Source organism: Flavobacterium chilense (assembly GCF_001602525.1).
Lineage (GTDB): Bacteria > Bacteroidota > Bacteroidia > Flavobacteriales > Flavobacteriaceae > Flavobacterium > Flavobacterium chilense.
The window spans coordinates 374,922-398,441 of the sequence record NZ_LSYT01000004.1 but is presented as its reverse complement, the minus strand read 5'-3'; the positions used below and the strand labels follow the sequence as shown (position 1 = coordinate 398,441).

At 34.9% G+C, this 23,520-nt stretch carries 20 protein-coding genes; 10 read left to right on the top strand and 10 right to left on the bottom strand.

Annotation, left to right across the window (positions count from 1 at the left end; translation table 11 throughout):
- Nucleotides 1-86: 86 nt before the first annotated feature.
- From A4F88_RS12675 to A4F88_RS12655, 5 genes are all read right to left on the bottom strand, one after another.
- Nucleotides 87-1,205: a galactose oxidase gene (locus A4F88_RS12675; RefSeq protein WP_245179104.1), complete on the bottom strand. Its 1,119-nt coding sequence runs from the start codon at nucleotides 1,203-1,205 to the stop codon at nucleotides 87-89.
- 72 nt (nucleotides 1,206-1,277) lie between these two features.
- A complete protein-coding gene (locus tag A4F88_RS12670) occupies nucleotides 1,278-2,198 on the bottom strand; it encodes a dihydrodipicolinate synthase family protein (protein WP_068842971.1) in 921 nt (306 codons plus the stop codon).
- An 87-nt stretch (nucleotides 2,199-2,285) separates the two neighbouring features.
- On the bottom strand, nucleotides 2,286-3,740 hold the full coding sequence (locus A4F88_RS12665) for a RagB/SusD family nutrient uptake outer membrane protein (protein ID WP_068842970.1): 1,455 nt from the start codon (nucleotides 3,738-3,740) through the stop codon (nucleotides 2,286-2,288).
- A gap of 17 nt (nucleotides 3,741-3,757) precedes the next feature.
- Entirely contained in the window at nucleotides 3,758-7,192 is a 3,435-nt protein-coding gene (locus A4F88_RS12660) for a SusC/RagA family TonB-linked outer membrane protein (RefSeq protein ID WP_082815764.1), read from the bottom strand.
- 510 nt (nucleotides 7,193-7,702) lie between these two features.
- Entirely contained in the window at nucleotides 7,703-8,935 is a 1,233-nt protein-coding gene (locus A4F88_RS12655) for an ROK family transcriptional regulator (protein ID WP_068842969.1), read from the bottom strand.
- 278 nt (nucleotides 8,936-9,213) lie between these two features.
- Here A4F88_RS12655 and A4F88_RS12650 point away from each other — a divergent pair, with 278 nt between their 5' ends.
- Genes A4F88_RS12650 through A4F88_RS12640 form a run of 3 tightly spaced genes read left to right on the top strand, consistent with a single transcriptional unit; the run spans nucleotide 9,214 to nucleotide 11,314 of the window.
- Nucleotides 9,214-9,810, top strand: coding sequence for a TetR/AcrR family transcriptional regulator (locus A4F88_RS12650; protein WP_068842968.1), 597 nt, complete (start codon nucleotides 9,214-9,216; stop codon nucleotides 9,808-9,810).
- A 6-nt stretch (nucleotides 9,811-9,816) separates the two neighbouring features.
- Nucleotides 9,817-10,044, top strand: a complete 228-nt coding sequence (locus tag A4F88_RS12645) for a hypothetical protein (RefSeq protein WP_068842967.1) — start codon at nucleotides 9,817-9,819, stop codon at nucleotides 10,042-10,044.
- Nucleotides 10,045-10,066: 22 nt separating this feature from the next.
- Nucleotides 10,067-11,314: an MFS transporter gene (locus A4F88_RS12640; RefSeq protein WP_068842966.1), complete on the top strand. Its 1,248-nt coding sequence runs from the start codon at nucleotides 10,067-10,069 to the stop codon at nucleotides 11,312-11,314.
- 47 nt (nucleotides 11,315-11,361) lie between these two features.
- Here the strand turns inward: A4F88_RS12640 and A4F88_RS12635 are convergent, their stop codons facing one another.
- The 4 genes from A4F88_RS12635 to A4F88_RS12620 form a co-directional block, all read right to left on the bottom strand.
- Nucleotides 11,362-12,408 (bottom strand): hypothetical protein, encoded by a 1,047-nt coding sequence (locus A4F88_RS12635; protein ID WP_068842965.1) that lies wholly within the window; start codon nucleotides 12,406-12,408, stop codon nucleotides 11,362-11,364.
- 66 nt (nucleotides 12,409-12,474) lie between these two features.
- Nucleotides 12,475-12,855 carry a DUF5367 family protein gene (locus A4F88_RS12630; protein WP_068842964.1) on the bottom strand — a complete coding sequence of 127 codons (381 nt, stop codon included), beginning with the start codon at nucleotides 12,853-12,855 and terminating at the stop codon, nucleotides 12,475-12,477.
- Nucleotides 12,856-12,859: 4 nt separating this feature from the next.
- Complete coding sequence (locus A4F88_RS12625; RefSeq protein ID WP_068842963.1) at nucleotides 12,860-13,690, bottom strand: NmrA family NAD(P)-binding protein; 831 nt, start codon at nucleotides 13,688-13,690, stop codon at nucleotides 12,860-12,862.
- Between the two features lie 72 nt (nucleotides 13,691-13,762).
- The gene (locus A4F88_RS12620) at nucleotides 13,763-14,641 is read right to left on the bottom strand and encodes a helix-turn-helix domain-containing protein (protein WP_068842962.1); all 879 of its coding nucleotides are present in this window, start codon (nucleotides 14,639-14,641) and stop codon (nucleotides 13,763-13,765) included.
- Between the two features lie 379 nt (nucleotides 14,642-15,020).
- Here A4F88_RS12620 and A4F88_RS12615 point away from each other — a divergent pair, with 379 nt between their 5' ends.
- Nucleotides 15,021-15,770 (top strand): DUF2314 domain-containing protein, encoded by a 750-nt coding sequence (locus A4F88_RS12615; protein WP_068842961.1) that lies wholly within the window; start codon nucleotides 15,021-15,023, stop codon nucleotides 15,768-15,770.
- Nucleotides 15,771-15,775: 5 nt separating this feature from the next.
- Nucleotides 15,776-16,435, top strand: a complete 660-nt coding sequence (locus A4F88_RS12610) for a DUF6891 domain-containing protein (protein ID WP_245179102.1) — start codon at nucleotides 15,776-15,778, stop codon at nucleotides 16,433-16,435.
- 78 nt (nucleotides 16,436-16,513) lie between these two features.
- On the opposite strand, the gene A4F88_RS12605 is transcribed toward A4F88_RS12610, so the two are convergent.
- On the bottom strand, nucleotides 16,514-18,499 hold the full coding sequence (locus A4F88_RS12605) for a DNA/RNA non-specific endonuclease (protein WP_068842960.1): 1,986 nt from the start codon (nucleotides 18,497-18,499) through the stop codon (nucleotides 16,514-16,516).
- Between the two features lie 336 nt (nucleotides 18,500-18,835).
- On the opposite strand from A4F88_RS12605, the gene A4F88_RS12600 reads away from it, so the two are divergent.
- The 5 genes from A4F88_RS12600 (at nucleotide 18,836) to A4F88_RS12580 (ending at nucleotide 23,519) form a co-directional block, all read left to right on the top strand.
- Complete coding sequence (locus A4F88_RS12600; RefSeq protein WP_068842959.1) at nucleotides 18,836-19,438, top strand: TetR/AcrR family transcriptional regulator; 603 nt, start codon at nucleotides 18,836-18,838, stop codon at nucleotides 19,436-19,438.
- Nucleotides 19,439-19,503: 65 nt separating this feature from the next.
- Nucleotides 19,504-20,769 (top strand): TolC family protein, encoded by a 1,266-nt coding sequence (locus tag A4F88_RS12595; RefSeq protein WP_068842958.1) that lies wholly within the window; start codon nucleotides 19,504-19,506, stop codon nucleotides 20,767-20,769.
- A gap of 7 nt (nucleotides 20,770-20,776) precedes the next feature.
- Nucleotides 20,777-21,670 carry an HlyD family secretion protein gene (locus A4F88_RS12590; protein WP_068842957.1) on the top strand — a complete coding sequence of 298 codons (894 nt, stop codon included), beginning with the start codon at nucleotides 20,777-20,779 and terminating at the stop codon, nucleotides 21,668-21,670.
- Entirely contained in the window at nucleotides 21,670-22,578 is a 909-nt protein-coding gene (locus A4F88_RS12585; protein ID WP_068842956.1) for an ABC transporter ATP-binding protein, read from the top strand. The genes A4F88_RS12590 and A4F88_RS12585 overlap by 1 nt, the downstream gene beginning before the upstream one ends.
- 200 nt (nucleotides 22,579-22,778) lie before the next feature.
- Nucleotides 22,779-23,519 (top strand): ABC transporter ATP-binding protein, encoded by a 741-nt coding sequence (locus A4F88_RS12580; protein WP_073075445.1) that lies wholly within the window; start codon nucleotides 22,779-22,781, stop codon nucleotides 23,517-23,519.
- Nucleotide 23,520: the final 1 nt, after the last annotated feature.

Here is a 23,520-nt window from a genome sequence, read left to right as displayed (position 1 = left end):
CTATGTGTTTAATTTTTGATGACACTGATTAAAAAGATTATAATGATTTTAATTTGTGGTAATTTGTGCAATTCGTGTTTAATCTTTTATTTAATAGTTCCCAGCATGACATCCGGTGTACGAATTCCGGGTTTAATTTCTCCATTCGATAAAACAACTTTATTATTCCAGATCGTTGCTGTTGTAGTTACCTGGGCCAGAAAAGGCAATTCGCCAATTTTTGACCATCTATTCGTGTGTGTGTTGTATACTAAAATGTCGTTGTAAAAGCCTTTGTGTGTTGTGTTTAAAATGTTTTTTTCGGCGATAAGATTTGATTTTTCTTCTTCAGACGCAGCTTTTACAATTTGAGATAAATAGGTTTCGATTTTATGAAAAGTAGTTCCGTTATCTCCGCCCAGAATTAAAATAAATTCATTGCCAATGGCAACTCCTGCACCGGCAGAAAAATTTGTCGTTTGCTTTCCGTCAGTAATATTGGCTTTGGTTTCCCAAACTTGTTTTTTGAGATCAAAAGCCAAAGTGGTGTTGTGCAAATCACTTATTCCTGATGGCGTTTTAGTTCTTCCGCCAATAACATAAAGTACATCATTCAGAATTACCGAAACTGAATTCGCTAAAGCAAAAGGTAATTTGGCTAACGATTTCCATGTTGGTTTTTCAGCATCCAAATCAAGACTAAAAACTAAATCGGAAGATTGTTTTGCTTCGTCTCCGCCAATTGCATAAACTATATTTCCTGAATGTGTAAGCGCAATATTGATAATCGCTAACGGAAAATCCGGAAGTGATTTTATCTCTGCTTTATTTTCACCGGCATTCCAATTTAAAAGATACGCTTTGTTCGAAAGCCCGTTTTCGTTTTCTCCGCCTACATAAACAATTCCTGAATTTGTTGTTGTATTTCCCGGATATGCGATGGGTTCGGGTAATGTATTGGTAACTTTTTTATTCCAATGAAAAGTATTGCCTGTTTTTTCTAAAACATGAATTTCGTTCGAGTAATGTTTTTTTCCTCCTTCCCAAGGCATTTTATCGGGAAAGTTAGCTCCTCCGGCAACAATCAAAACGTTATGCGTAACCCCGTTTATCGGACCTGCAAAACCTAAAGAAATACTTCCGTCAGCATTTTGCAATTGTGCTGCTTTTTTCCATTCGACATTTGTAATCTTTGTTTTTTGCGAAAAACCTAAGGTTGTAGACATAATTAAAATAGTAAGGATTAAGGAAGAAAAAAACGAATTCATATAGTTTTGCTTTAGAAAAAACGAACTGATTTATTTAGATTTAAAAGCATCGAAGTTTAAACCTGCGACATCTTTTTTAAATAATTCAAATTGCTCAGCGTTCATGTTTTTAACCGGTAATCTAAATTCTCCTAAATCATGACCTACTAACTTCATATAAGCTTTTCCAACAGAGATTCCGCCATATTTGCCTAAGAAACGAATCATATCAATTGATTTTTGCTGAAGCGCTCTTGCCTTAACCAAATCATTATTATTAAATGCATCAATTAAATCATAATACAATGGAGCGGCATAATTAAAAGTACTTCCAACAGCTCCTTTTGCTCCCAGAACTAAGGCAGATAACATGTTTTCATCACGTCCCCAAAGCATATCAAATTTTCCGTTTTCGTAGCTCATGCAACTCTGGAAATCCATAAAATCTTCGTGTGTGTATTTTACTCCGGCAAAGTTTGGAAGTTTTCCATCTAAAGCGCGTACTAAATCATACATCGGGATGTTTACGCCTGTTAATACCGGAATGTGATAATAATATAAGGGCATATTGGGAACACTTTCTCCTACTTTGATACAGATTTCTGCAAGTGTATCAACATTTCCGGGTTTAAAGTAAAATGGTGCAGTTAAAGAAACAGCATATAATCCAATTTCGTAAGCGTGTTTGGCCAAATCGATACAATCTGTTAAGCAGGTTCCTCCAAGGAAAACCATTACTTTAAAATCGGTATCGTGATTCGAACAATCTGCCCAGGCTTGAGCCACGGCTTTTTTTTCTTCTAAAGAAATAGAAACCCCTTCACCTGTTGATCCGTTGATAAAAGCTCCTGTAACTCCGTTTCTTTTCAGAAATGCATAGTAAGGCGGAATAAGGCTTACATCTAATTTTCCGTTACTGTCAAAAGGACTAAACGGAGCAGAAATCAGACCTTGTAAATGTTCAATTTTCATGACTTTGTTTTTTTGTTGTTTGTTGTATTTTAAAGACTGGAAATTTTTACGTTTCCAGTCTGATTTTATTTTGTTTTTAAATCCGGTTTACAATGGATTCTGAGTAATTTTTGGATTGAAATTGATGGTATTCTGAGAAATCGGAAACAAGATTTGTTTTCCTGCCATAGATGGTACTAAGCTTGTTTTTTTGAAGCGAACTAAATCCCACCATGCTTTTCCTTCGAAAGCTAATTCTTTTAATCTTTCATTTAAAATCACATTGTCATTATTTGCCGGAGTATCATTTGTGAAAGAAGCCGAAGCATCTGCTCTTTTCATAACCAGGTTCATTTCTGTACTTGGATCCTGACCTAAAGCATTTTTAATTTCGGCTTTCATCAGTAAAATGTCAGCCCAACGGTAAATGATAATATCGCTTACAAATCGTCTAACTGTTCCGTCTACTGTTCCGTTATACTTTACTAAACCAGTAACTACAGGAGTGGTTCCGTTGTATAAAGTTAGGTAAGTAGCTGCTTTTCGTGTATCTGTGCTGGCAAAATTAAATCGGGTAATATCAGGCTGAACTCTTGATATTCCGGCATTTCCTGCACCAGAACCCAAAGTCCCGAAAGTTGCAATTGCTGTTGCAGATGTTAATGGAGCAAAATCAGCTGGTCCAACAAACATGAAAGAGTTCCAGTTGTCTGATAAATTTGATGGTAAATCAGCAAGAGAATAACGAACGGCAAAAACTACCTCAGCATTTCCTTTTTTATCATAAGCAAAAACATCTTTAAAGTTAAGCAATAAAGTTGGAGTTCCCGGAATTGTATTTATTGCTGTAAGAGCGGTATTCAAATCAGTTGTTCCTCCGTTTAATTGTTTTGCTGTCCATAAATTTACATCGGCTTTTAAAGCGTAAACAGAGGCAAGAGATAATTGCGTGGTGTTATTGCCGGCATCCGGAAAATTGGTGATTGCAGCATCAATATCGGTTTTAATGAAAGCAAATGTTTCTTCGATTGTATTACGCGGAATGATGTATTGCGACTGATTGGTGTTTTCTGTAGGATCTGTAACAATTGGAACTCCTCCCCAGGAACGTGCCATGATAAAGTAACACAATGCACGCATGGAATAAGCCTGAGCGATATATCTTTTTTGCTCGTTTACTGTAGTTGGACTAAATGTAATTTTAGGTACATATTTTAGAACTAAGTTGGCCTGATGAATTACGGTATATAAACCTGCCCAGTCTACATCTATATTCTGAGGTGTAAGATTGTTGTTGTAATAATTGGCTAAGGTTAACGGAGACTGAACTCCGGCTGTGATTTCGGCACTTCTGGCGCCGCCCAGTAAGTAGTAATTTTGCTGTGTCTGGATTCTAAAATTAACATACATACCGTTTACACCGGCTTTGGCATCATCTTCTGTTTTCCAAAAACTATCAGATGTAATTACACTATCAGAGGTTAGCTCTAAATCGTCCTGACAGGAATTGAATAGCGAAAGACTGGCAAAAAGTATAGTGTATAAAAGGAATTTCTTTTTCATGATTTTAGTATTAAAATTTACAAACTGATGTTTAAACCAAGGATAATATTTCTGGGAACAGGATAAGTACCGGTAGATCCGGCAGCACTTAATCCTAAACTGGATCCTCCATCAATACCCTGAACTTCAGGACTTAATCCGCTGTATTTTGTGAAGTAGTATAAGTTGCTTCCTGTCACGTACATACGAAGTGAAGCTAACCTTGCTTTTTCGACAAATGTTTTTGGAAAGTTGTAGCTAAAAGTGATTTCTCTAATGCATAAGTAATCTCCACTTTCGTAGTAACGGCTATTTCCCTGAAACATATTTGTGTTGTATGCTGCTCCGCTTGCTTCAGATCTGAATAAGTTGTTTTGATTGGTTTGATCTGCCCAACGGTATCTTGGAACATCTGTAATGTCACCTTCTTTTTGCCATGATTGTGCACTTTCTGCCAGTAATCCGTAGTTACCCTGAAACTGACCCAGGAAACGGGCTCTTGCTTCGTTATAAATTGTAGCTCCTAACGAATAATCTGTTCTTACGGTTAAGGAGAATCCTTTGTAAGTAGCATCAAAATTAAAACCTCCTACAAACGTTGGGAACATATTACCCATATATTGTCTGTCTCTGCTGTCGATGATACCATTTCCGTCTGTGTCTTCAAAAACGGCATCTCCGGCGAATTTTTTACCTTCCGGATTTCCGCCTCCAACGGCAGTTTTAGTTACATAGGTATCGTGAACTTTTAAGTTGTAAGCATCAGCTTCTGCCTGAGTAGAAAGAATATATAATTGTTTGTGTGCATAGAAGTTTCCAATTCTTTGTCCTTCCTGTAAACCTCCCACATATTGATAAGTACCACTTTTGGTATCCCAAATTTCGGTTCCGCCAATTCTATTGTTTAAGTTTCCGTTAGACGGAAGTTTTTCGATCGTGTTGGTATTGTGCGAAACGTTTGCCCCAACATTAATTCTCCAGTCGTTTTGATTGTAAACATTGGCTTGTACTTCCAGCTCAAAACCTTTACTTCTTAATCCGCCCAGATTGGTTAGAACTGTTGAGAAACCACTGTTTGATGGTAAAGTAAGATTCGTTAACAAATCTGATGTTAGTTTGTTGTAGAAATCTCCAATAACCCTGATTTTATCTTCGTTGAATCCTAAATCAAAACCTCCGTTTATGGTTTGAGATTGCTCCCATTTTAAGCCCGGATTTGCAATTTGTGAGTTTATAATAGCCGATTGTCCGTTGTAACTGTTTGCTACACCATTTGTTGAGCCTGAATATAATCCGCCTGCCTGAAAATCGCCTAGTGTACCCAGGTTACCGTTTACACCATAACTTCCGCGAAGTTTAAGTGATGAAAAGAATTTTGGCATGGCAGCAGTCCAGAATTTTTCTTCCTGTACATTCCATCCTGCAGAAATTCCGGGAAAGAAACCGTATCTATTATCAGGTCCCAAACTTGATGCACCATCATAACGAAAGGATGCAGTTGCAAAATACCTGTTTTTATAATCATAGTTTACTCTTCCAAAAACACTGTTTAAAACCAGTCTTGTATTGTTGCTGTAAACAGAAACGGGAATTGGAGATGAATCTAAAGTTTGTGCTAAATCTGACGGACTTCCTTTTCCTGAAGCGTTAAAAGCTTTTATGCTTCGGTCGTATTGTGAAACACCCAGTTTAGCATCAAAATCACCAATATTATCCCATCCTTTTTTATAGGCAAAAACACCTTCGTATTGTACCTGATAAATCTGGTTGCTCAATCGTGTTGCAGTACGTGTATTGTCTACTAATCCGCTGCTTCCGCTTAAAAATGCCTGTTGAAAAGTATTGTCATTTTCGTTTTCACTGTAAAGTGATAAGGCAGGAGTGAAGGTAAAATCTTTGGCAAGTTTTAATTCACCATCTACGCCCATCTGTAATTTATTATTTTCGTTGATTCCTTTAATTTTACCCATTTGGTATAATGGATTTCCATTAATATTATTTTGACCCGGAGCCAATGTCCCGTCTTCCAGATATAATTTTGTAGTTGGAGAATTTCCCAGATATCTGTTAAAAACCACACTGTTTGCTACAACCTGATTGTTGCTGGACTTAGAAAATAAAACACGACCATTAACAGTAAAATTATCGGCTACTTTTAAGGAAGCATTTAATTTACCGGTAAATCTTTGATATCCTGTAAAAATGGTAATTCCATCGCCTTTCAGATATCCCAGACTTAAATCAAAAACACCATTTTCAGTACCACCGCTAAAGCCCAATGTATGACTTTGGGTCATGGCATTTTGAAACAAAACATCATTCCAGTCCGTACTTTTGTACATGATAGTACTGGTAGGATTTAACGGATCCTGTAGTTCCTGCCAGCCTTTTGCCTGTAGTGTACTAATAGTTTCTGCAGATAAATTAGATTTTAATAAAGTAGCAAAAGGAGTATTGTTTTGAAGGTTGTTTCCTGTTCCTGCAGGAGTAGCACCTGTTAACTGTCCTAATCTTGCTATACCGGTTGTTGTGCCAAGTCCGGCAATTTCGGCAGCATTATAAAGACCCTGACGTTGAAATTTGATATAATCTCCTCCGTCCATGAAGTCATATTTTTTACCTATTCTGCTGCTTTGAGTAGAAACATTATAAGTAACTTTCATTTTTCCGGCTTTTCCTGTATTTGTTGTAATGATAATAACACCATTTGAAGCACGGGCTCCGTAGATAGAAGTTGCAGCAGCATCTTTTAAAACCTGAAGTGAAGCAATATCAAACGAGTTTATATCGTCGATTTGAGTACGAATTACACCATCTACTATATATAATGGAGTAGCTCCTGCGGGATTATCTATAGAAGTACCACCACGAACCAAAATGTTTGATGCTTTTCCCGGCTGACCAGATGAGGTTTTAACCACCAATCCGGTAACATTTCCCTGAAGCGATTGTGTTACGTTTGAGTAAGGTACGTTTTCTAAAACTTTTTTATCCAGTTTAGAAACTGCTGTACTTAAAGTTCGTCTGTTTTGAGAACCGTACCCTACCACAATTACCTCATTCATTTGTTGTCCTATTTCTTTTAGTACAATGGTAAGAGGAGCATTAGTAATAGTGACTTCCTGTTCCTGAAGACCAATATAAGAAACAATTAAGGTAGTGGCGTTATCAGGAACTTCAAAAGAAAATTTTCCGTCAAAATCAGTCTGAGTGCTAAAGTTTGTTCCTTTTGCCACAATATTTACACCAGGTAAAGCTTCGCCTTTTTCATTGGTAACAACACCGGTTACTTTTTTCTGGATGGGATCAATTTTTTTTACATTTTTATCTGTAAGCGCAATACTTTTTTCTGTTCTTGCAGTAACTAACTGCAGACTTAAAACTAAAAGCAACGTCGATGTTAATTTGATAACTTTTACGTGTTTAGGAGTAAACCTGAAATTTTTAGGTTTACTTTTAGGCAATAATTTCATACTTTTGTAATGGTTTGGTTAATAATAACTTTGTTAAAGGTCTATTATCTATCTCTAATCATTATTCCTTTAAGGAATCTGGCCAGCGATGTTGCGAGCATTAGCTGGCTTTTTTATGATCAGGAAATAAATAGGTATGCAATGGTTTGAATTGATATTTATAGTTGATCTTTAATTTCTTACTTCATATATAAAACTTGTATTCTGTTGATATTGTAAAAACGGATTTTTGTTTTACCCGATAAATGGGTAATTTTCTAAAAATTAATTTTTGCTAAACTTCAAAAACTTTAATTTGCACAAAAAAGAATATTATAAGCGAATCAACGATTATAGTATTTCTAATATCTTGGTTGTTTTCGTATTGAAGTTTTTTTCAATACGACAGTAAAGGTTACGAGAACTTTAACAATAAATTAATTTATTATTATGAGGTAAAGATATAAAATATTTTAATATATCAAATTTAGTTATTAAAATATTTTAATAATTAAGAAGTGGTTAATGAATTTAGTTATTAATTAACGGAAATAACATCTTTTCCTTAATAACACAACAAGCACCAATAACGCCCGCACGACGGCCTAAAGCAGACTTTTTAAGCTTCATATCGCGGTTCACTAAACCAAGAGAATATTTTTTTAAAGCAGATTGAATAGGTAGTAAAGCATAATCACCTAATTGTGCGAAATCTCCGCCAATTACCAACAGATCAGGGTTGAAAATGTTTAATAGTATAGATAAATAACGTCCCATTTTTTCACTTTGCTTGGTCACTAAATCAACACAAAGTGTGTCTTCCAGATTTACAGCTCCGTTTATAATGGCATTATGTTGTAGTATCGTGGAGTTTTCATCAAGGATTACTTTAGATTGTTTGCCTTCTTTTACAGCATCTTTAAACTGATTGATTAAAGACCAGCCCGAAATTTCGGTTTCCAGACAGCCTAGTTTACCACACTGGCACATGATGTCATTATTGAAAATGGTACTATGACCAAATTCGCCCGAATATCCTGATTTTCCATAATATAATTTTCCATCAGTAATCATTCCAATAGCAACACCCCAACTGTAATTTACAAAAATGATATTTTGTTCATCGTCTACAACGCCTTCGCAATATTCGCCAAAAGCCATTGCCCGTGTGTCATTTTCTAAATGTACAGGAAGATTTAATTGTTCTGAGATAATCTCATTTAAAGGCCTGTTTTCGCTAAAGAAATAATTATAACTAAAACCTTCCATCGAATTGATTCGGCCTGAGAAGTTGATACAAACTCCCACAATCATTTTTTTCTCAACTGAGCTGTCTTCGATAAAAGAATTGATGAGTTCGCAGAATTTTAATAATGATTTCTGGGTGTTTTCTAATATAAACGAAGTGCCAAGTTCGACACTAACCAATTCATTTTTGATATTTTGTAATCCAATCGACATACTGCTAATTCCTACCTCAACACCCAAAAAGTAAGCACAGGTAGGATTGATACTGTATAATGAAGGTCTGCGTCCGCCACTATTGGTAATTTTTCCCATGTCGATTACATAACCTTCGGTCAATAATTCGTTAACGGCTTTAGTTACAGTAGGAACACTCGATTGTAATTCTGTACTTAATTCTGCAATAGTAGCATTGCCGCCGGATAGCAATCGTTTTGTAATAGATTGTCTAAGCATGTGCCATTTTTGCCCAGAGAGGCTTTTGTCTTTGCTAACGTCTAATAAGTCTTTTAAACTCATGGTTTTATAAATTACAGAAATTAAGATATACAAACTTAGTATAATTTTTAAATTAATATTCGTATTTGAAGTTCAATATTAAAATTTTTAGTTATTACAGAACAGTTTTTAAAATTTTATAATAATAGAAATAAAAAATCTCTACATCATGATATAAAAGACTATACAGAGATGAGTTGATTTTAGCTCCAATGTTAAATAATAGTTTCGCTTATGAAAAATAATTAAATAAAAGAATGTTCATTCATTTATTATTTTATCTTTGTCAAAAAAATGGCATGAGAGTTAGAGATACAGACAAAGAGAAACTGGTAATTGCGACTGCAATTGATCAAATTGTGCAGGACGGATTTCAGGGTTTTAGCATGAATAAATTAGCAAAAGCCTGTTCTATTTCTGTTGGTACTCTATACATTTATTACAAAGACAAAGATGATTTAATACAAAAAATAGGAGCGGTGATAGCACTCAAATTTTTTACAGGTACAGTAAAAGATTTTTCGCCGAAAATGTCATTTGAAGAAGGGCTGTGGAAACAATGGGAGAATCGGGCAGCCTTTACAATGAAATATCCTAAAGAAGTTGCTTTTTTTGAAATCATCAAACATTCACCTCACGGAGAAGTCATTCTGGATTCTATTAAAGAGTTTGCAGATTTTAGAATGATTATGAAGGAGTTTATCGAAAACGGTCTGCGTAATAAAGAACTCATCCCCATGACATTTGAAGTATTCTGGGCTGTGGCATATGGGCCGTTATATACTTTGTTAAACCTCCATACTGAGGGTAAGAGTATGGGAGGAAAGCCATTTAAACTTACCAGAGAAATGATGCAAGAAGCTTTTAAGGCAACGATTAAAGCTTTAAAACCATGAAAAATTATGGAAACAGATTTAAATACAATACATGTTTTTAAAACGAATATTAAAAATGCAGATCCGTCTTGCGAACTGCACAAGACTTTAAATAGTCATTCAGATATTGCAGAGTGGACTATCGATCACGAAGATGTTGATTGTGTACTGCGAATTGTATCTGACGTACTGAAGCCTGAAATTATTATTACTATGATCACAACATTAGGTCATGAGTGTCAGGAATTATCTTAATTTAAAAAAATAGCCCATTTATATGGAAAAAACTACTGGGGAAAGTCCCGCTTTTACTTCACACCAAATTATCATTATTGCTATTCTGGCACTTTTACAGTTTACGGTAATACTTGATTTTATGGTTATTTCTCCGCTTGGAGATATTTTAATGAAAACACTTAATATGACAACCGCAAACTTTGGTTTTGCAGTTTCAGCTTATGCTTTTAGTGCCGGAATTTCAGGATTACTGGCCGCAGGTTTTGCAGATAAATTTGACCGAAAAAAATTGCTGATTTTCTTTTATACAGGATTTATTATTGGTACTGTTTTCTGTGCTCTTTCTACAAGTTACACGATGTTGCTTTTGGCGAGAATTGTTACCGGACTTTTTGGTGGCGTTATTGGTTCTGTTTCTTTGGCGATTGTAACAGATTTATTTGTTATTCACCAAAGAGGACGTGTCATGGGTTTTATACAAATGGCATATGCAACAAGCCAGATTTTAGGAATCCCAATTGGATTATATTGCGCGAATAACTGGGGATGGCATTCTTCATTTTTAATGATTGCCGCTTTGGGAGTTTTGATTCTTATTGCAATCATAACACAAATGGAGGCGATTAATAAACACCTGGCATTGCAATTAGACAAAAGTCCGTTTTTGCATCTTTGGCATACTTTGAGCAATAAACAATATCAGATAGGTTTTGCGTCTATTGCATTTCTTTCTGTTGGAGGTTTTATGTTACAGCCTTTTGGAAGTGCCTTTTTGGTTAATAATATTCATATCAGTCAGCTTGAATTGCCAATGGTATTTTTCTTTACCGGACTTTCGGTTTTATTTATCATGCCGTTAATTGGAAAACTGAGTGATAAAGTAAGCAAGTTTAAATTATTTGCAGGAGGATCACTTATTTCGATTGTCATGATTATATTTTATACGAACTTAAATCCAATTCCGCTATGGGAAATCGTAGTAATCAATATGATTTTGTTTATGGGAATTATGAGTCGTATGATTCCGGCAACAACCTTAAATACTGCCATTCCTGAAATGAAAGACCGTGGCGCTTATATGTCGATTTCGTCTTCATTACAGCAAATTGCAGGCGGAATAGGTGCTGTTTTCGCCGGCTATATTGTACATCAAAAAACAAAATCGGCTCCGCTGGAAAACTATGATGTTTTAGGATATGTAATTGCCGTGATTACACTCTTAACAGTGTTTTTAATCTGGAGAGTTAATCAGTTGGTGAAGTCGAAAGAAAAAGCACTGAAAATGTAAAATATTATCTCTTTTAAAACTAGAAAAAAGCATGTGATTCCTATATATCACATGCTTTTTTCTAGTTTTAAAAATACTGAATCAGCTGTTTTAGGTTCTTCTGTCTGGTCTTTTACAGCTTTTATAAAATCATTTATGTTGTCAATATAAAGCAATATTCTTTTTGGTTTTTTTGTGATACCAAATGGTAAAGAAATGCTCCTGCTTTCTTTTAGCTCGATTGAAATGTTATGAGGTTCTAATCTGCCCAGTAATGCAAATTTTACAAGGTCATGGCTTTTTTCATAATCACCTTCAAATTTTTTTAGGAGACTGATAGAATCAAGAGGGATTTCTAAAGTATCAAAAAGCCCATAACGGATTATAACTTTTTGCGATAAAACCAGATGAGTTCTAAAGAAAATAGCTTTTAAATGTCCTGTTAAATTGATTAGCAAATAAGTATGAAACAAAAGAAAAAGAATAGCTACAGTTGTATTCCACGAAATTAAGAGCATATGCACACCAACTGCTTCAACAACAGAAACCAGCATTAAACCGATGTAAACTGCGGTTACGCCACTTTCGCGATATCCTGAGAAACTGTCGTTCGTTTTCTTATTTCCTTTCCATTTTATAAAGCAATAATAAAACGAACAAACTTCAAAAGAAATTATTTTTCCTAATTTTTTAAATGGAACTGATTTTTTTAAAGAATTTGAAATAATAGCATATTCGTCGTGTTCAATAGTGTCTTTTTGTTTTACTTCTTTTCTAAAGTTCTGAATAAATAGAAATACTTTCCATACTAAGAAAACTAAAAATATAATGTTTAAATAGATTTTCCACTGAAAAATTGATTCAAAAAAATTACCCTCCATTTTGAAAATATAAGGAGTGATTTTAAAAACAGAATAAAAAACAAACCAAAACGTAAATTCAGTTTGTTTTTTATTAGTGAGTATGTAATAAAAAGTGGGTGTAACGATTAAAAACAGGGCAGTTAAAACAGAAATTAAAATCGAATCATTGTAAATAAAATTACTTAAACTGACCAATGCGATACCAATTTCGATAATAATGAAAGCAATTAAGGAGCTGTATTTTTTTATCATGAGATTATTAAGATCTATTGAAAAGAACACAATAAATTTAGATATTTAAAAATGAATTGTTTCGTTTCAACGTACTTTTTTTCTCCAGTAGAAATAAACCGAAAATGTACTTATTAAGGCCAAAAACCACAATACCGGACTGCTGAAAAAACTTCCATAACTTCGTCCGTTTGGAATTTCAATAAAAGGAACGGTTATTAAAACATCTAGAAGCAAAGCAGTTCCTGAGATTGCTATTCCAAGTCTTAAACCATTTGTTTTGTATCGTTTTTTATAATAAAATCCGGCTGCTGTAAAGGCATAAAATACCGTAAGAACCATTACAATCGCGGCTTGTGTCAGAAAAGATTTTTTGAGAACCGGAGGAATATGTTCCAGAACAAAAAAAGAAATACTGATACATAACCAGACTATAATTCCTGAAAAAATTCCCCTGAAATAATGCATCGCATTAGTTTTGAGTATTCCAGATTCCGGTTTTTGCCGTTTCTTTCGCGTAAGCAGAAAAATCTTTTGCCTTTCTGCCCAAAACCTTTTCTATATCTGATGTTACGGTAGCATTTCTTCCGTCTAAAACCTGTTCAAAGAGATAATTAATTAGCCAGATATGATCTTCAGGAACCTGATATTCTCTAAGCATCTGAATATAATCTTCTAAAGGCATTCCCTGAAAAGCAATTTTCTGGCCACTGGCATTGGCAATTTCATTTACAGCATCTTCAAAAGTTAATAATCTTGGACCAGTTAATTCGTAAGTTTTTCCGTTGTGGTTATCGTTCAAAAGTACTTCGGTGACAACCTCAGCAATATCATCGGCATCTGTAAAGGGTTCGAGAGCTTCGGCTCTTGGCAAGGCAACTACTCCGGCTAATATAGGTTCTAAAAAGATGCTTTCGCTAAAGTTTTGATTGAACCAGCTGGCGCGTACAATGGTCCAGTTTTTGGCATTTTGCTTTACTATTTCTTCACAAAGCTGGGCTTCTTTTTCACCTCTTCCGGATAATAAAACCATTTTCTGAACTCCTGATGCTGTAGCAAGATTTGTAAATTGTTCGATCGTATGAACTGCTGATGGAATGGCAAGATCAGGCTGAAAAGTGATATAAACCGTATCGATATCCTGCAAAACCGCTTGCCAGGATTCTGGTTTTTCCCAGTCAAAAGGTATTTTTTCGTTTCGTGATCCCAAACGGATTTCGATGTTTTCAGCCTGTTCTAATCTTTCGACTACTCTGCGTCCTGTTTTTCCGTTGGAACCCAGAACTAAAATTTTCTTTTTCATATCAATATCTTTTTAAATGATTACTGATACAAAGTTGCTTAGATTAAAAAAGAATCATTTGTCTGAAAAGAATTAAGATTTGTCTGAAAGGAATTGTTGTCTGACTTCGATAGGACGCATTCCGAATTTTTTGTGAAAAGCATTTGAGAACGAACTCAGGCTTTCATAACCTACTTCCCAGGCAGATTCCTGTACTGTTTTTTCGCTGTCACGAAGCAATTCATAGGCTTTGTGCAATCGTTCTTCCTGAACATATTTAAAAACCGGAATGCCAAAAAGCTCTTTAAAATTCTTTTTTAGTTTACTGCTGTTCAAACCTACCATTTGAGAAAGTTGTGTAATCGAAGGTGGTTTAGAATAACTGTTCGTGACAATTTCTTTAGCCTTATAAAGTTTGTTTTTGTCTATTTCTGAAAAATCAATTTTAGAACCTGTGGTTAAAAGTGCAAAAAAATGTGCCAAAAGTTCATTGACCTGACTTTTTAAAAACAGCAATCGGGTGTTGCCGGTATAAGTAGTGTTAAAGATTTTCTGAACAGCCAGTTGCATATCCAGAGTCATATAAAATGATGGGCCTTTTACAAAATGCTCATTCGGGTTTAATAATTCCGGAAGATGATTTTCGAAAATCTCTTTTTCGGCCTGAGGCAATGCATTCAGATTTTTTAATTTGGTAAAAATACTGATCGATTGCAATGGTTTATCCGGTTCTATTTTATGCGAGAATTCCACTTTTTGATTTCCGAAAAAGCAAATTGCCAAACCTGTGGTATTGGTCAGGTATTTCGTCTGATTGTTGTGCTTGATTTCTAATTCGACATTACCGGAACCATAAAAAGCAAACCCAACGGCATCTCCGTCAATTTCACACCTTTGCACTATAGTTTTAGATGTATTCGATTGTTCGATCAAAACAATAAAGTCATTTAATTCTATAATATCTGTTGTCATTGGATTTTAAATGTTTGAATAAAAGTATGAAAAGTTCTCAATTCTTTTTAATTCTCTTTTTAGGATTTTAGAAAACAGGAGCTTTTAACTGATTGTTTTACTATAAGTTACTTTTAAATTAAAAAGATTTACAAAAAAAAGAAGATTTACATTACAAGATTAGTATAAATTATGCGTTAGCATTGATAAGTCCTGTAACTGCTTTTGTTTCAGATATAAAAACAGGCAGATCTGATTATCAAATAAAAACTTACAAATACCAGTTTAAACTTCGCCAGAGTCTAAATAATTCTTATCATTGCTGATCGTAATTTGAAGCAAAATCAAGGATTCGTAAAAAATAAAAATTAGAATAAACGTTGAATTAAAAATAAAGTACATGGCAGATAATAAAATCTATTTTGCAAAAGGAGACAGTCCGAAAATGATTGAAGCTTTTGAAAGAGCACAAAATACATTTAAATATTTTTGGAGAGAATTATCCTGGGAATACAGACGTATAGTTCCAGGTTTGGATGTGGCTTGTGTAAAAGTGGCATTCTCGCAGGAATTTGAAGATGAAACCGCAGTAGAACACATGTGGATCAATGATATTGAGTTTGACGGAGAAACAATAAAAGGAATCCTGATTAATACGCCAAATGAGCTTACCAATATTGATAACGGAGATCATGTAGAAATTCCGCTAAATCAGATTAGTGACTGGTTATTTGCCTCTGAAGGAAAAACATACGGAGGTTTTACTATTCAGGCTATGCGCTCTGAAATGAGCGATCAGGAAAGAGCAGAACATGATGAAGCCTGGGGATTGGATTTTGATGATTATAATAATATCAGACTTGTTTATAAACAGGACGAAAATCCGGAGAGTTTAATCGAACATCCAATGAGTATTAACATGAAGGACAGTTTAGTTGACTTTTTAAAACAGAATCCAAAAGAATTATTAAGTGATGATTTGGGATATAATTTTCTGCACAGAGAAACTATTGCTGGTAATGTAACCTTAGTCGAAGTTTTACTGGATTTAGGAATTGATAAAGAAGCGAAAACCAAAAATGGTAAAACGCCTTTAGATTTTGCCAAAGAGCTGAATTGGGAACATATTATTCCGGTACTAGAAAAATAAAATAAATGGATAAAGGAAATAAAATGACAGAAAACGAAGAATTTATATACGAGTCTATATTTAATCAGGTAAGGATGGGATTTTTATCACTTGATGAAATTAAGGAAAACATACTGGAAGAAATTGAAGATAACGAATTTGAAGATGAAATTTCAGAACAATGGGCAAATGACCTGATTGATAATGAATATCAAAAGGTTTTAACTGAAAGCGAAAAATGGAGTAAACCTACTGATACAGACAGATTGATAACAGCATTTGATGAATTGTGCAAAGAAAACATTATTGCCCTGCACAATGCCGGATATACCACAAGTGACGGAGAATATGAAGTTGTACAGGTTGAACAAGAACTGAATGACAGAAGAAAAGCATCGACAGGATATTGTTTTTATCACGAACAGGATCTTTCGAGAGCAGTGATAACAGAAGATCCGAGTTTGTATATTGCTTTTCAGAAAATAAACAATTCGAATGTTGATGTTACCATTGCGGTAGGTAAAAAAGTAGCCGAAATTCTAAAGAAAAATGGTTTTGAAGTGAAATGGAATGAACAGGCTACCACTAAGATTTTAATTCCGGATTTTAAATGGCAGCTTCTTTATGATGAAAGTAACAGAGATTTACTAAATTATGAAAATGTAGTAGAACTGATGACTGAATAGCGCTGTAAAAGTCTAAATGAAAAAAGGCAGGTTAATTACGAACCTGCCTTTTTATGGCTTTAACAGATTATAAATAGGTTATTTTCTTCTAGGTATTGCAACATCTGCCAGAGATCTTAAACCAACATCGCCTTTGTCTTTTCTAACATCTGCTTCTCTCAAAGCATCAGGAAATCGCAAGCCGGTCATTTGTTCTACTTTTGCAATTGTCGTTTGAAAATTATTATGATCTCCTACAGGCAGTACTTCAAACGGAATATCTATTGCCCATTTTTTCTGAGATACGACATAAGCACTGCTAAAGAGTTTTCCGGTACTATCAATAACGGCAACTATTTTAAAGAAATATTGCGGAATTTGCACGCCTCTGTGTGGTTCATCGTTCTCATCAAAAACAGGTCCTGAAAAAACAGATGCTTTTAAATCATCTTTATCAGTATTGTACAAAATATAATTCTCTAATCCCTGCCAAAGTTCCTGTTTTTGATTAAAAAACCAGTATTGCGGCGAGCAGTTGGCCCAATGAAAAGTATCTTCATCTGCCAGTAATGCCTCATCGTTTGTGCCCCAGTCCGGATCTTGTCTTCTGACCAAATGACCGCGATCAAACCAGCCTTTTTTACTTCCGTCAGGAGAAGGTTCGTTCGAATACATTTCTTCGCCCAATTGTACATCCAGAGGAATTCGGGAATCGTAATACCATTTATCAACGCCACGTGTTATGTTTTTCCAGCTGCTTCCGTCGATGTTTACGGCAGTTACAAAAGCTATTTTTCGTTTTGAATTGTGTATTACAGAAAAATGCTGATACCTTAAAACATTATCAAGGGTTCCTTGTACCGGTGTTACAGGACCATATTTTAATGCATTTGGAGTTACTTCAGGAAGCGGAATAGTTATTCCTAAAAAGTCATCCTGATATCCTTTGCGCCCAATGTAATGCTCAATAGGCCAGATGTTTTTTGATTTATCTTTATATGCTTCAGGAAACGAAGCAGTTGGTGCAGGTGCAACAGTACTTGCAATGCTTTCCTTGGTGTTAGAAGTTGTGATCGATTTAACTCCTAAAACATCATCAAGAAACTCTTGTAAAAAAGACAAGTTAGTAGCCTGGTTTTCGGGCAATCCAATATAGTTTTTAATGTAAGCGACAATTCTGCTCGTACGAATTCCTTCATTGGCAATATAACAAAGATTCTCTTCGTAACTGTCTTCTTCATTTTTTGGAATCCATTCTCCCGAAGCCAGTTTTACTTCAATGGTGCCATTGTTATTTCTGCTGTCTGCCACACTGCTGTGATGTAGCGCCACAACCTGCCATTGATCGTTAAACACCGCAGCTCCTGATGATCCTTTTGCAGTATCACATTCATACCATATTTTAATATCTTTATCAGGATTTGTGTCACCAATTTTAATGACTTTATTTTCTCTGATCGAAATGTATTTTTCGTCGCCGCTTGGATGCTGGATGATAGACACAAATTCTAATTCTTCGACTTTATGCAATGCAGGGTTCATTCGCAGAAAACCATAATCGGCAATATTGGTAATGCCATCATCGGCAATATCAGATACACCCAGAATTGTAATATCAAGTTCGTTTGCGATACTGGTCACAAAAGTTTTTTCGGGTTGTATTTTAAAACGCTTACCTTGTTGTACAAGACCATTATTGTCAGCTTCATAGCCAAATTCGGCAAAAGAACGTGTAGCACTTTCAGAATCCGGTATAACATGATTATTGGTGATGATGAGATTAGGTGTAATTAAGAATCCTGTGCCCCAGGAACCACCGCCAAATTTGTCTGCAACATAAATTCGGCACACTGCTTTACCAGCCTGCATTCCGCGTGACAAATAATTAAAACGCAAAAGATCATTACGACCCATATAACGTTCAAGATCTAAAACCGTAATTCCGGCACCACTGTCAGCCATGCGGCCAACCCGATTAGCAAAAGTGGCTAATTTGATATCAGTTTCCTGATTCTTGGTTAGTTTCTTTTGATTCTCTAATTCTCTAATAAAATGTTCTTCGTAAAATGTTGTAAAATTTGACATGGTTTGAATATTTAGATTATTAATTGATGGAAAAAGAAGGGTGAAGAAGGATAAAAAGAGGCAGTATCTTTAAAATTGAGAGAAAAATAAAAACATGATTCTGCCAATCTTACACTGTTTTAGGCTGTTTTTTAATTGAACTGGGTTTAAAATTTATTATATGAAAATTAAGTTAAATCATTGAAATACAAATGAGTATAAATACTTGTTTTGGGTTTTTTGATCTTTTTTGCAGAATAATAACAATCGCATAATGTATATTTTTAATCATTTGATTAAATCTTTTGTTTAAAATAGAATTAACTTTTCTATCTTTGCTGAAGATTTAAAATTATTATGGCACCAAAAAGCAAAGACGCAAGTACCGAGGAAAAAATTAAAGAAGCAGCCCGAACCGTGTTTACACAAAAAGGATATTCTGCTACGCGTACTCGTGACATTGCCGAAGAAGCCGGAATTAACCTGGCACTTTTGAATTATTATTTCAGGAGTAAAGAGAAACTTTTTGAATTAGTAATGGCCGAAAAAGTGGCTAAGTTATTTGGCGTAATCGCACCAATAGTAAACAACGAAAAAACATCTTTGGATGAAAAAGTAACCTTAATTGTAGATGCTTATATTGTAATGCTTACCCAAAATCCGGGTTTACCATTGTTTGTTTTAAGTGAAATACGAAACAATCCCGAACATTTTGGTAACCGGATACAGGCCGGAAAATTACTAACAGAATCTTATTTTGTAAAACAGCTTATGGAAAAGAAACCGGATATACATCCGTTTCATTTTGTATTAAATATATTATCAATGTCGATTTTTCCTTTTATTGCCAAACCCGTTCTGGAATCGGCAGGAGTAATGACTTCAACTCAATTGAGCGATTTTACAGAAGAAAGAAAAACATTGATTGTGCAATGGTTTAAAGCTATGATCAACTCATAGCTATTTTTTTGGATTTAATTTAATCAAATGATTAAAACGAAATATTAAATAGTAAAAGTTTGAATATGAAAAGGTTATTTGTAGTTATACTGATTTTTCTTCCTGTATTTCATTTTTATGCACAACAAAACGACAAGTTATTACGGCTTCAGGATTGTTATGCATTGGCAGAAGAAAATTATCCCTTATCTAAAAAGCGTGATTTGATTGCCAAAAGCAGCGAATTCACAATTGATAATATTGCCAAAGGATATTATCCCAGATTTGATGTTTTTGGTCAGGCAACCTATCAGTCTGATGTGACTAAATTGCCCATAAGTCTTCCCGGAGTTGATGTTCCCATTCTGAATAAAGATCAGTATCGTGCTTACGCCGAAGTGAATCAGCTTATTTATGACGGAGGAAATCTCAAACAGCAAAAAGAAATCACAGAAAAGCAAACCAAAGTTTCAGAACAGCAGCTTAAAGTTGATTTGTATGCTGTAAAACAACGTATTACGGAACTTTATTTTGGGATATTGGTTTTTGATGAACAACTGCATCAAAATGATTTACTGAAAAATGATATCAATATCGGTATTAAAACTGTTCAGGTTCAATTGGCTAACGGAACGGCTTACAGAAGCAGTCTTGATTTGCTTAAAGCAGAATATTTAAAAGCAGATCAGACAGCGATTGGAATTCGTAATTATAAAAAAGCTTATTTAGATATGCTTGGACTTTTTATTAATTTAGAATTGAGTTCGAATACCAAATTAGAAACGCCTGATGATATTGTAAATTCACTCGAAATAAACCGTCCGGAACTCGCACTTTTTGATTACAGAAATGAAAGTTTAGAATTAGGCAAAAAAACAGTTGAAATTGCCAATCTGCCTAAGTTCAATTTTTTCCTGCAGGGTGGTTATGGAAATCCGGGACTTAATATGCTACAAGTTGGGTGGGAATCCTACTATATTGGCGGAATACGATTAAACTGGTCTTTAACAGGTTTGTACACAGATAAAAAACAGAAACAAATTATCGACATTAATAAGCAGCAACTCGAAGTCGATAAAGAAGTTTTCTTATTTAATACCCATCAATCTATAAAACAACAAAGTGCTGAGATTACCAAACTGGAAGAATATCTGGTTTCGGATAACGAAATTATTACACTTAGAAATAATGTAAAAAAAGCGGCTTTGGCACAGTTAGACAATGGCGTAATCGATTCGAGTGATTATTTGCGCGAAGTAAATGAAGAGAATGCCGCCACGCAAAATAAAATTATTCATGAAACAGATTTGCTTTTGGCCAAATACAGACAAAAATTAATAACCGGTAACTAATCATAAGATGAAAAAAATAGTATTTATAACAATAGCAGCATTTACAATATCCTGTTCTGATAACAAAAATGAATTTGATGCAACAGGAACTTTTGAAGCTGTAGAAACTATTATTCCTGCTGAGGCAAGCGGTATAATTAAAGATTTAAAAGTAGAGGAAGGAAACACCTTAGAAGAAGGTCAGGTTGTAGGTTACATAGATACGATACCACTTTCGCTTAAGCGTGATCAGCTTTTGGCGCAAATTAAGGCAACCCAAAGTAAAAAACCGGATATTAATTCGCAACTGGATGTTTACAGAGAAGAATTGAGACAAGCCAAAATTGACCAGCAACGCATGCAGAATCTGGTAAAAGCCGATGCTGCAACCAGAAAACAACTCGATGATGCAACGACAAAAGTTGCGCTTATCCAGAAACAAATTACGGCACTGCAAAAACAATTAAACATCAGTACAACCGGAATCGATGATGAAACGCAAACCTTAAAAGTACAGATCAGTCAGCTTAACGATCAATTATCGAAATCTAAAATTTCAAATAAAGTCAACGGGACTGTATTGACCAAATATGCCGAAACAGGAGAGATGGCAACGATAGGAAAACCGTTGTATAAAATAGCCGATTTGTCGACAATAATTTTAAGGGTTTACATTACAGGAGATCAATTACCGGCTGTAAAGCTAAATGATCCTGTAAAAGTTTTTGTAGACGCCACAAACAAAACCTACAAAGAATACAGCGGTGTTGTAGAATGGATAAGCGACAAAGCAGAGTTTACACCCAAAACTATCCAGACAAAAGATGAACGCGCTAATTTGGTTTATGCGGTTAAAGTGAGAGTTAAAAATGATGGTTATCTGAAAATAGGTATGTATGGCGAAATAAAACTTTCGAAATAATGGAATCTGTTGTTGTAAAAAACATCATTAAAACTTACGGAAAAGAGAAAAAGATCGCCGTTGATGATGTTTCGTTTTCAGTGAGCAAAGGTGAACTTTTTGGATTAATTGGTCCTGATGGTGCAGGAAAAACGAGTATTTTCAGAATCCTGACCACGCTTTTACTGGCTGATAGTGGTTCGGCTTCAATTGATGGGCTGGATGTGGTAAAAGATTTTAAATCCATTCGAAATACCATTGGTTATATGCCGGGGAAGTTTTCGCTTTATCAGGATTTAACAGTCGAAGAAAATCTGAATTTTTTCGCCACATTATTTGGAACTACAATTCAGGAAAATTATGATCTGATCAAAGATATTTACATTCAGATTGAACCATTTAAAACCCGAAGAGCCGGAAAATTATCGGGCGGGATGAAACAAAAACTGGCGTTGTGCTGTGCCTTAATTCATAAACCCAACGTGCTTTTTCTGGACGAACCTACAACCGGAGTTGATCCTGTATCAAGAAAGGAATTTTGGGAAATGCTCAAAAAGTTAAAACAACAGGATATTACCATTATTGTTTCGACGCCTTATATGGATGAAGCCAATCTTTGTGATCGTATTGCCCTTATTCAGGAAGGAAAAATACTTTCGATAGATACTCCAAAAAATATAATAGAGAATTATCCGGATGCACTTTTTGCCATAAAAGCTGATAAAATGTATCCGCTTTTACAGGCTTTGGAAAAATATCCCGATCGGCTAACAAGTTATGCTTTTGGAGAATTTGCTCATTTTTCTTTTAAAGGAAACCCTAACAAGAAAGATTTGTTACAATATTTGGAAACAAAAGGGATTCAGAATATAGAGATCAAAGAAGCAGCCGTAACTATTGAAGACAGTTTTATTAAACTCTTAAGTTAAAATAGTTGTACATTAATTTTAACACATAAAAACATAGTATAAAGAGCGGATAAAAGATGTTTCACTCAAAATAAATCACATAGCTCTGACTATGTATTTTTTAAATAAATGAAATGCCTTTTTTAAGAGTACAGAATCTATGTTTCTATGTGTTTAATAAAAAAAATAATGACTAAAGAAGATCGTTTAAAACCATTTTTATGAGCGAAAAAGTAATTTCATGCAAAGCCTTAACCAAACGATTTGGAGATTTTATTGCCGTAGACGCTATCACTTTTGAGGTAGAAAAAGGAGAAATTTTTGGTTTTTTGGGTGCAAACGGAGCAGGTAAAACAACCGCAATGCGAATGTTATGCGGTTTATCGACCCCAAGTTCCGGAGAAGCAAAAATTGCAGGTTTTGATGTTTATAAACAAACAGAGAAAATAAAGAAAAGTATTGGTTATATGAGTCAGAAATTCTCGTTGTATGATGATTTGACGGTGCTGGAAAACATTACTTTTTTTGCCGGAATTTACGGTTTGAGCGATAAAGCAATTAAAGAAAACAGTGCTGCACTTTTGAAACAATTGGGTATGGAAGATCAGGCAAATAAAATGGTTGGCTCGCTTCCGTTGGGATGGAAGCAGAAACTGGCTTTTTCGACCGCCATTATTCATAAACCTGAAATTGTGTTTCTGGACGAACCAACAGGCGGCGTTGATCCCGTAACACGCAGACAGTTCTGGGATTTAATTTATGAAGCATCAGGAAATGGGATAACCATTTTTGTAACTACGCATTATATGGATGAAGCCGAATATTGCAACCGGGTTTCAATAATGGTAGACGGAAGGGTAGAAGCACTTGATACGCCAGCCAATTTAAAAAAACAATTTAGCGTAATGACAATGGACGAGGTATTTTATCATCTTGCCAGAGAAGCAAAACGCGGAGAATAAA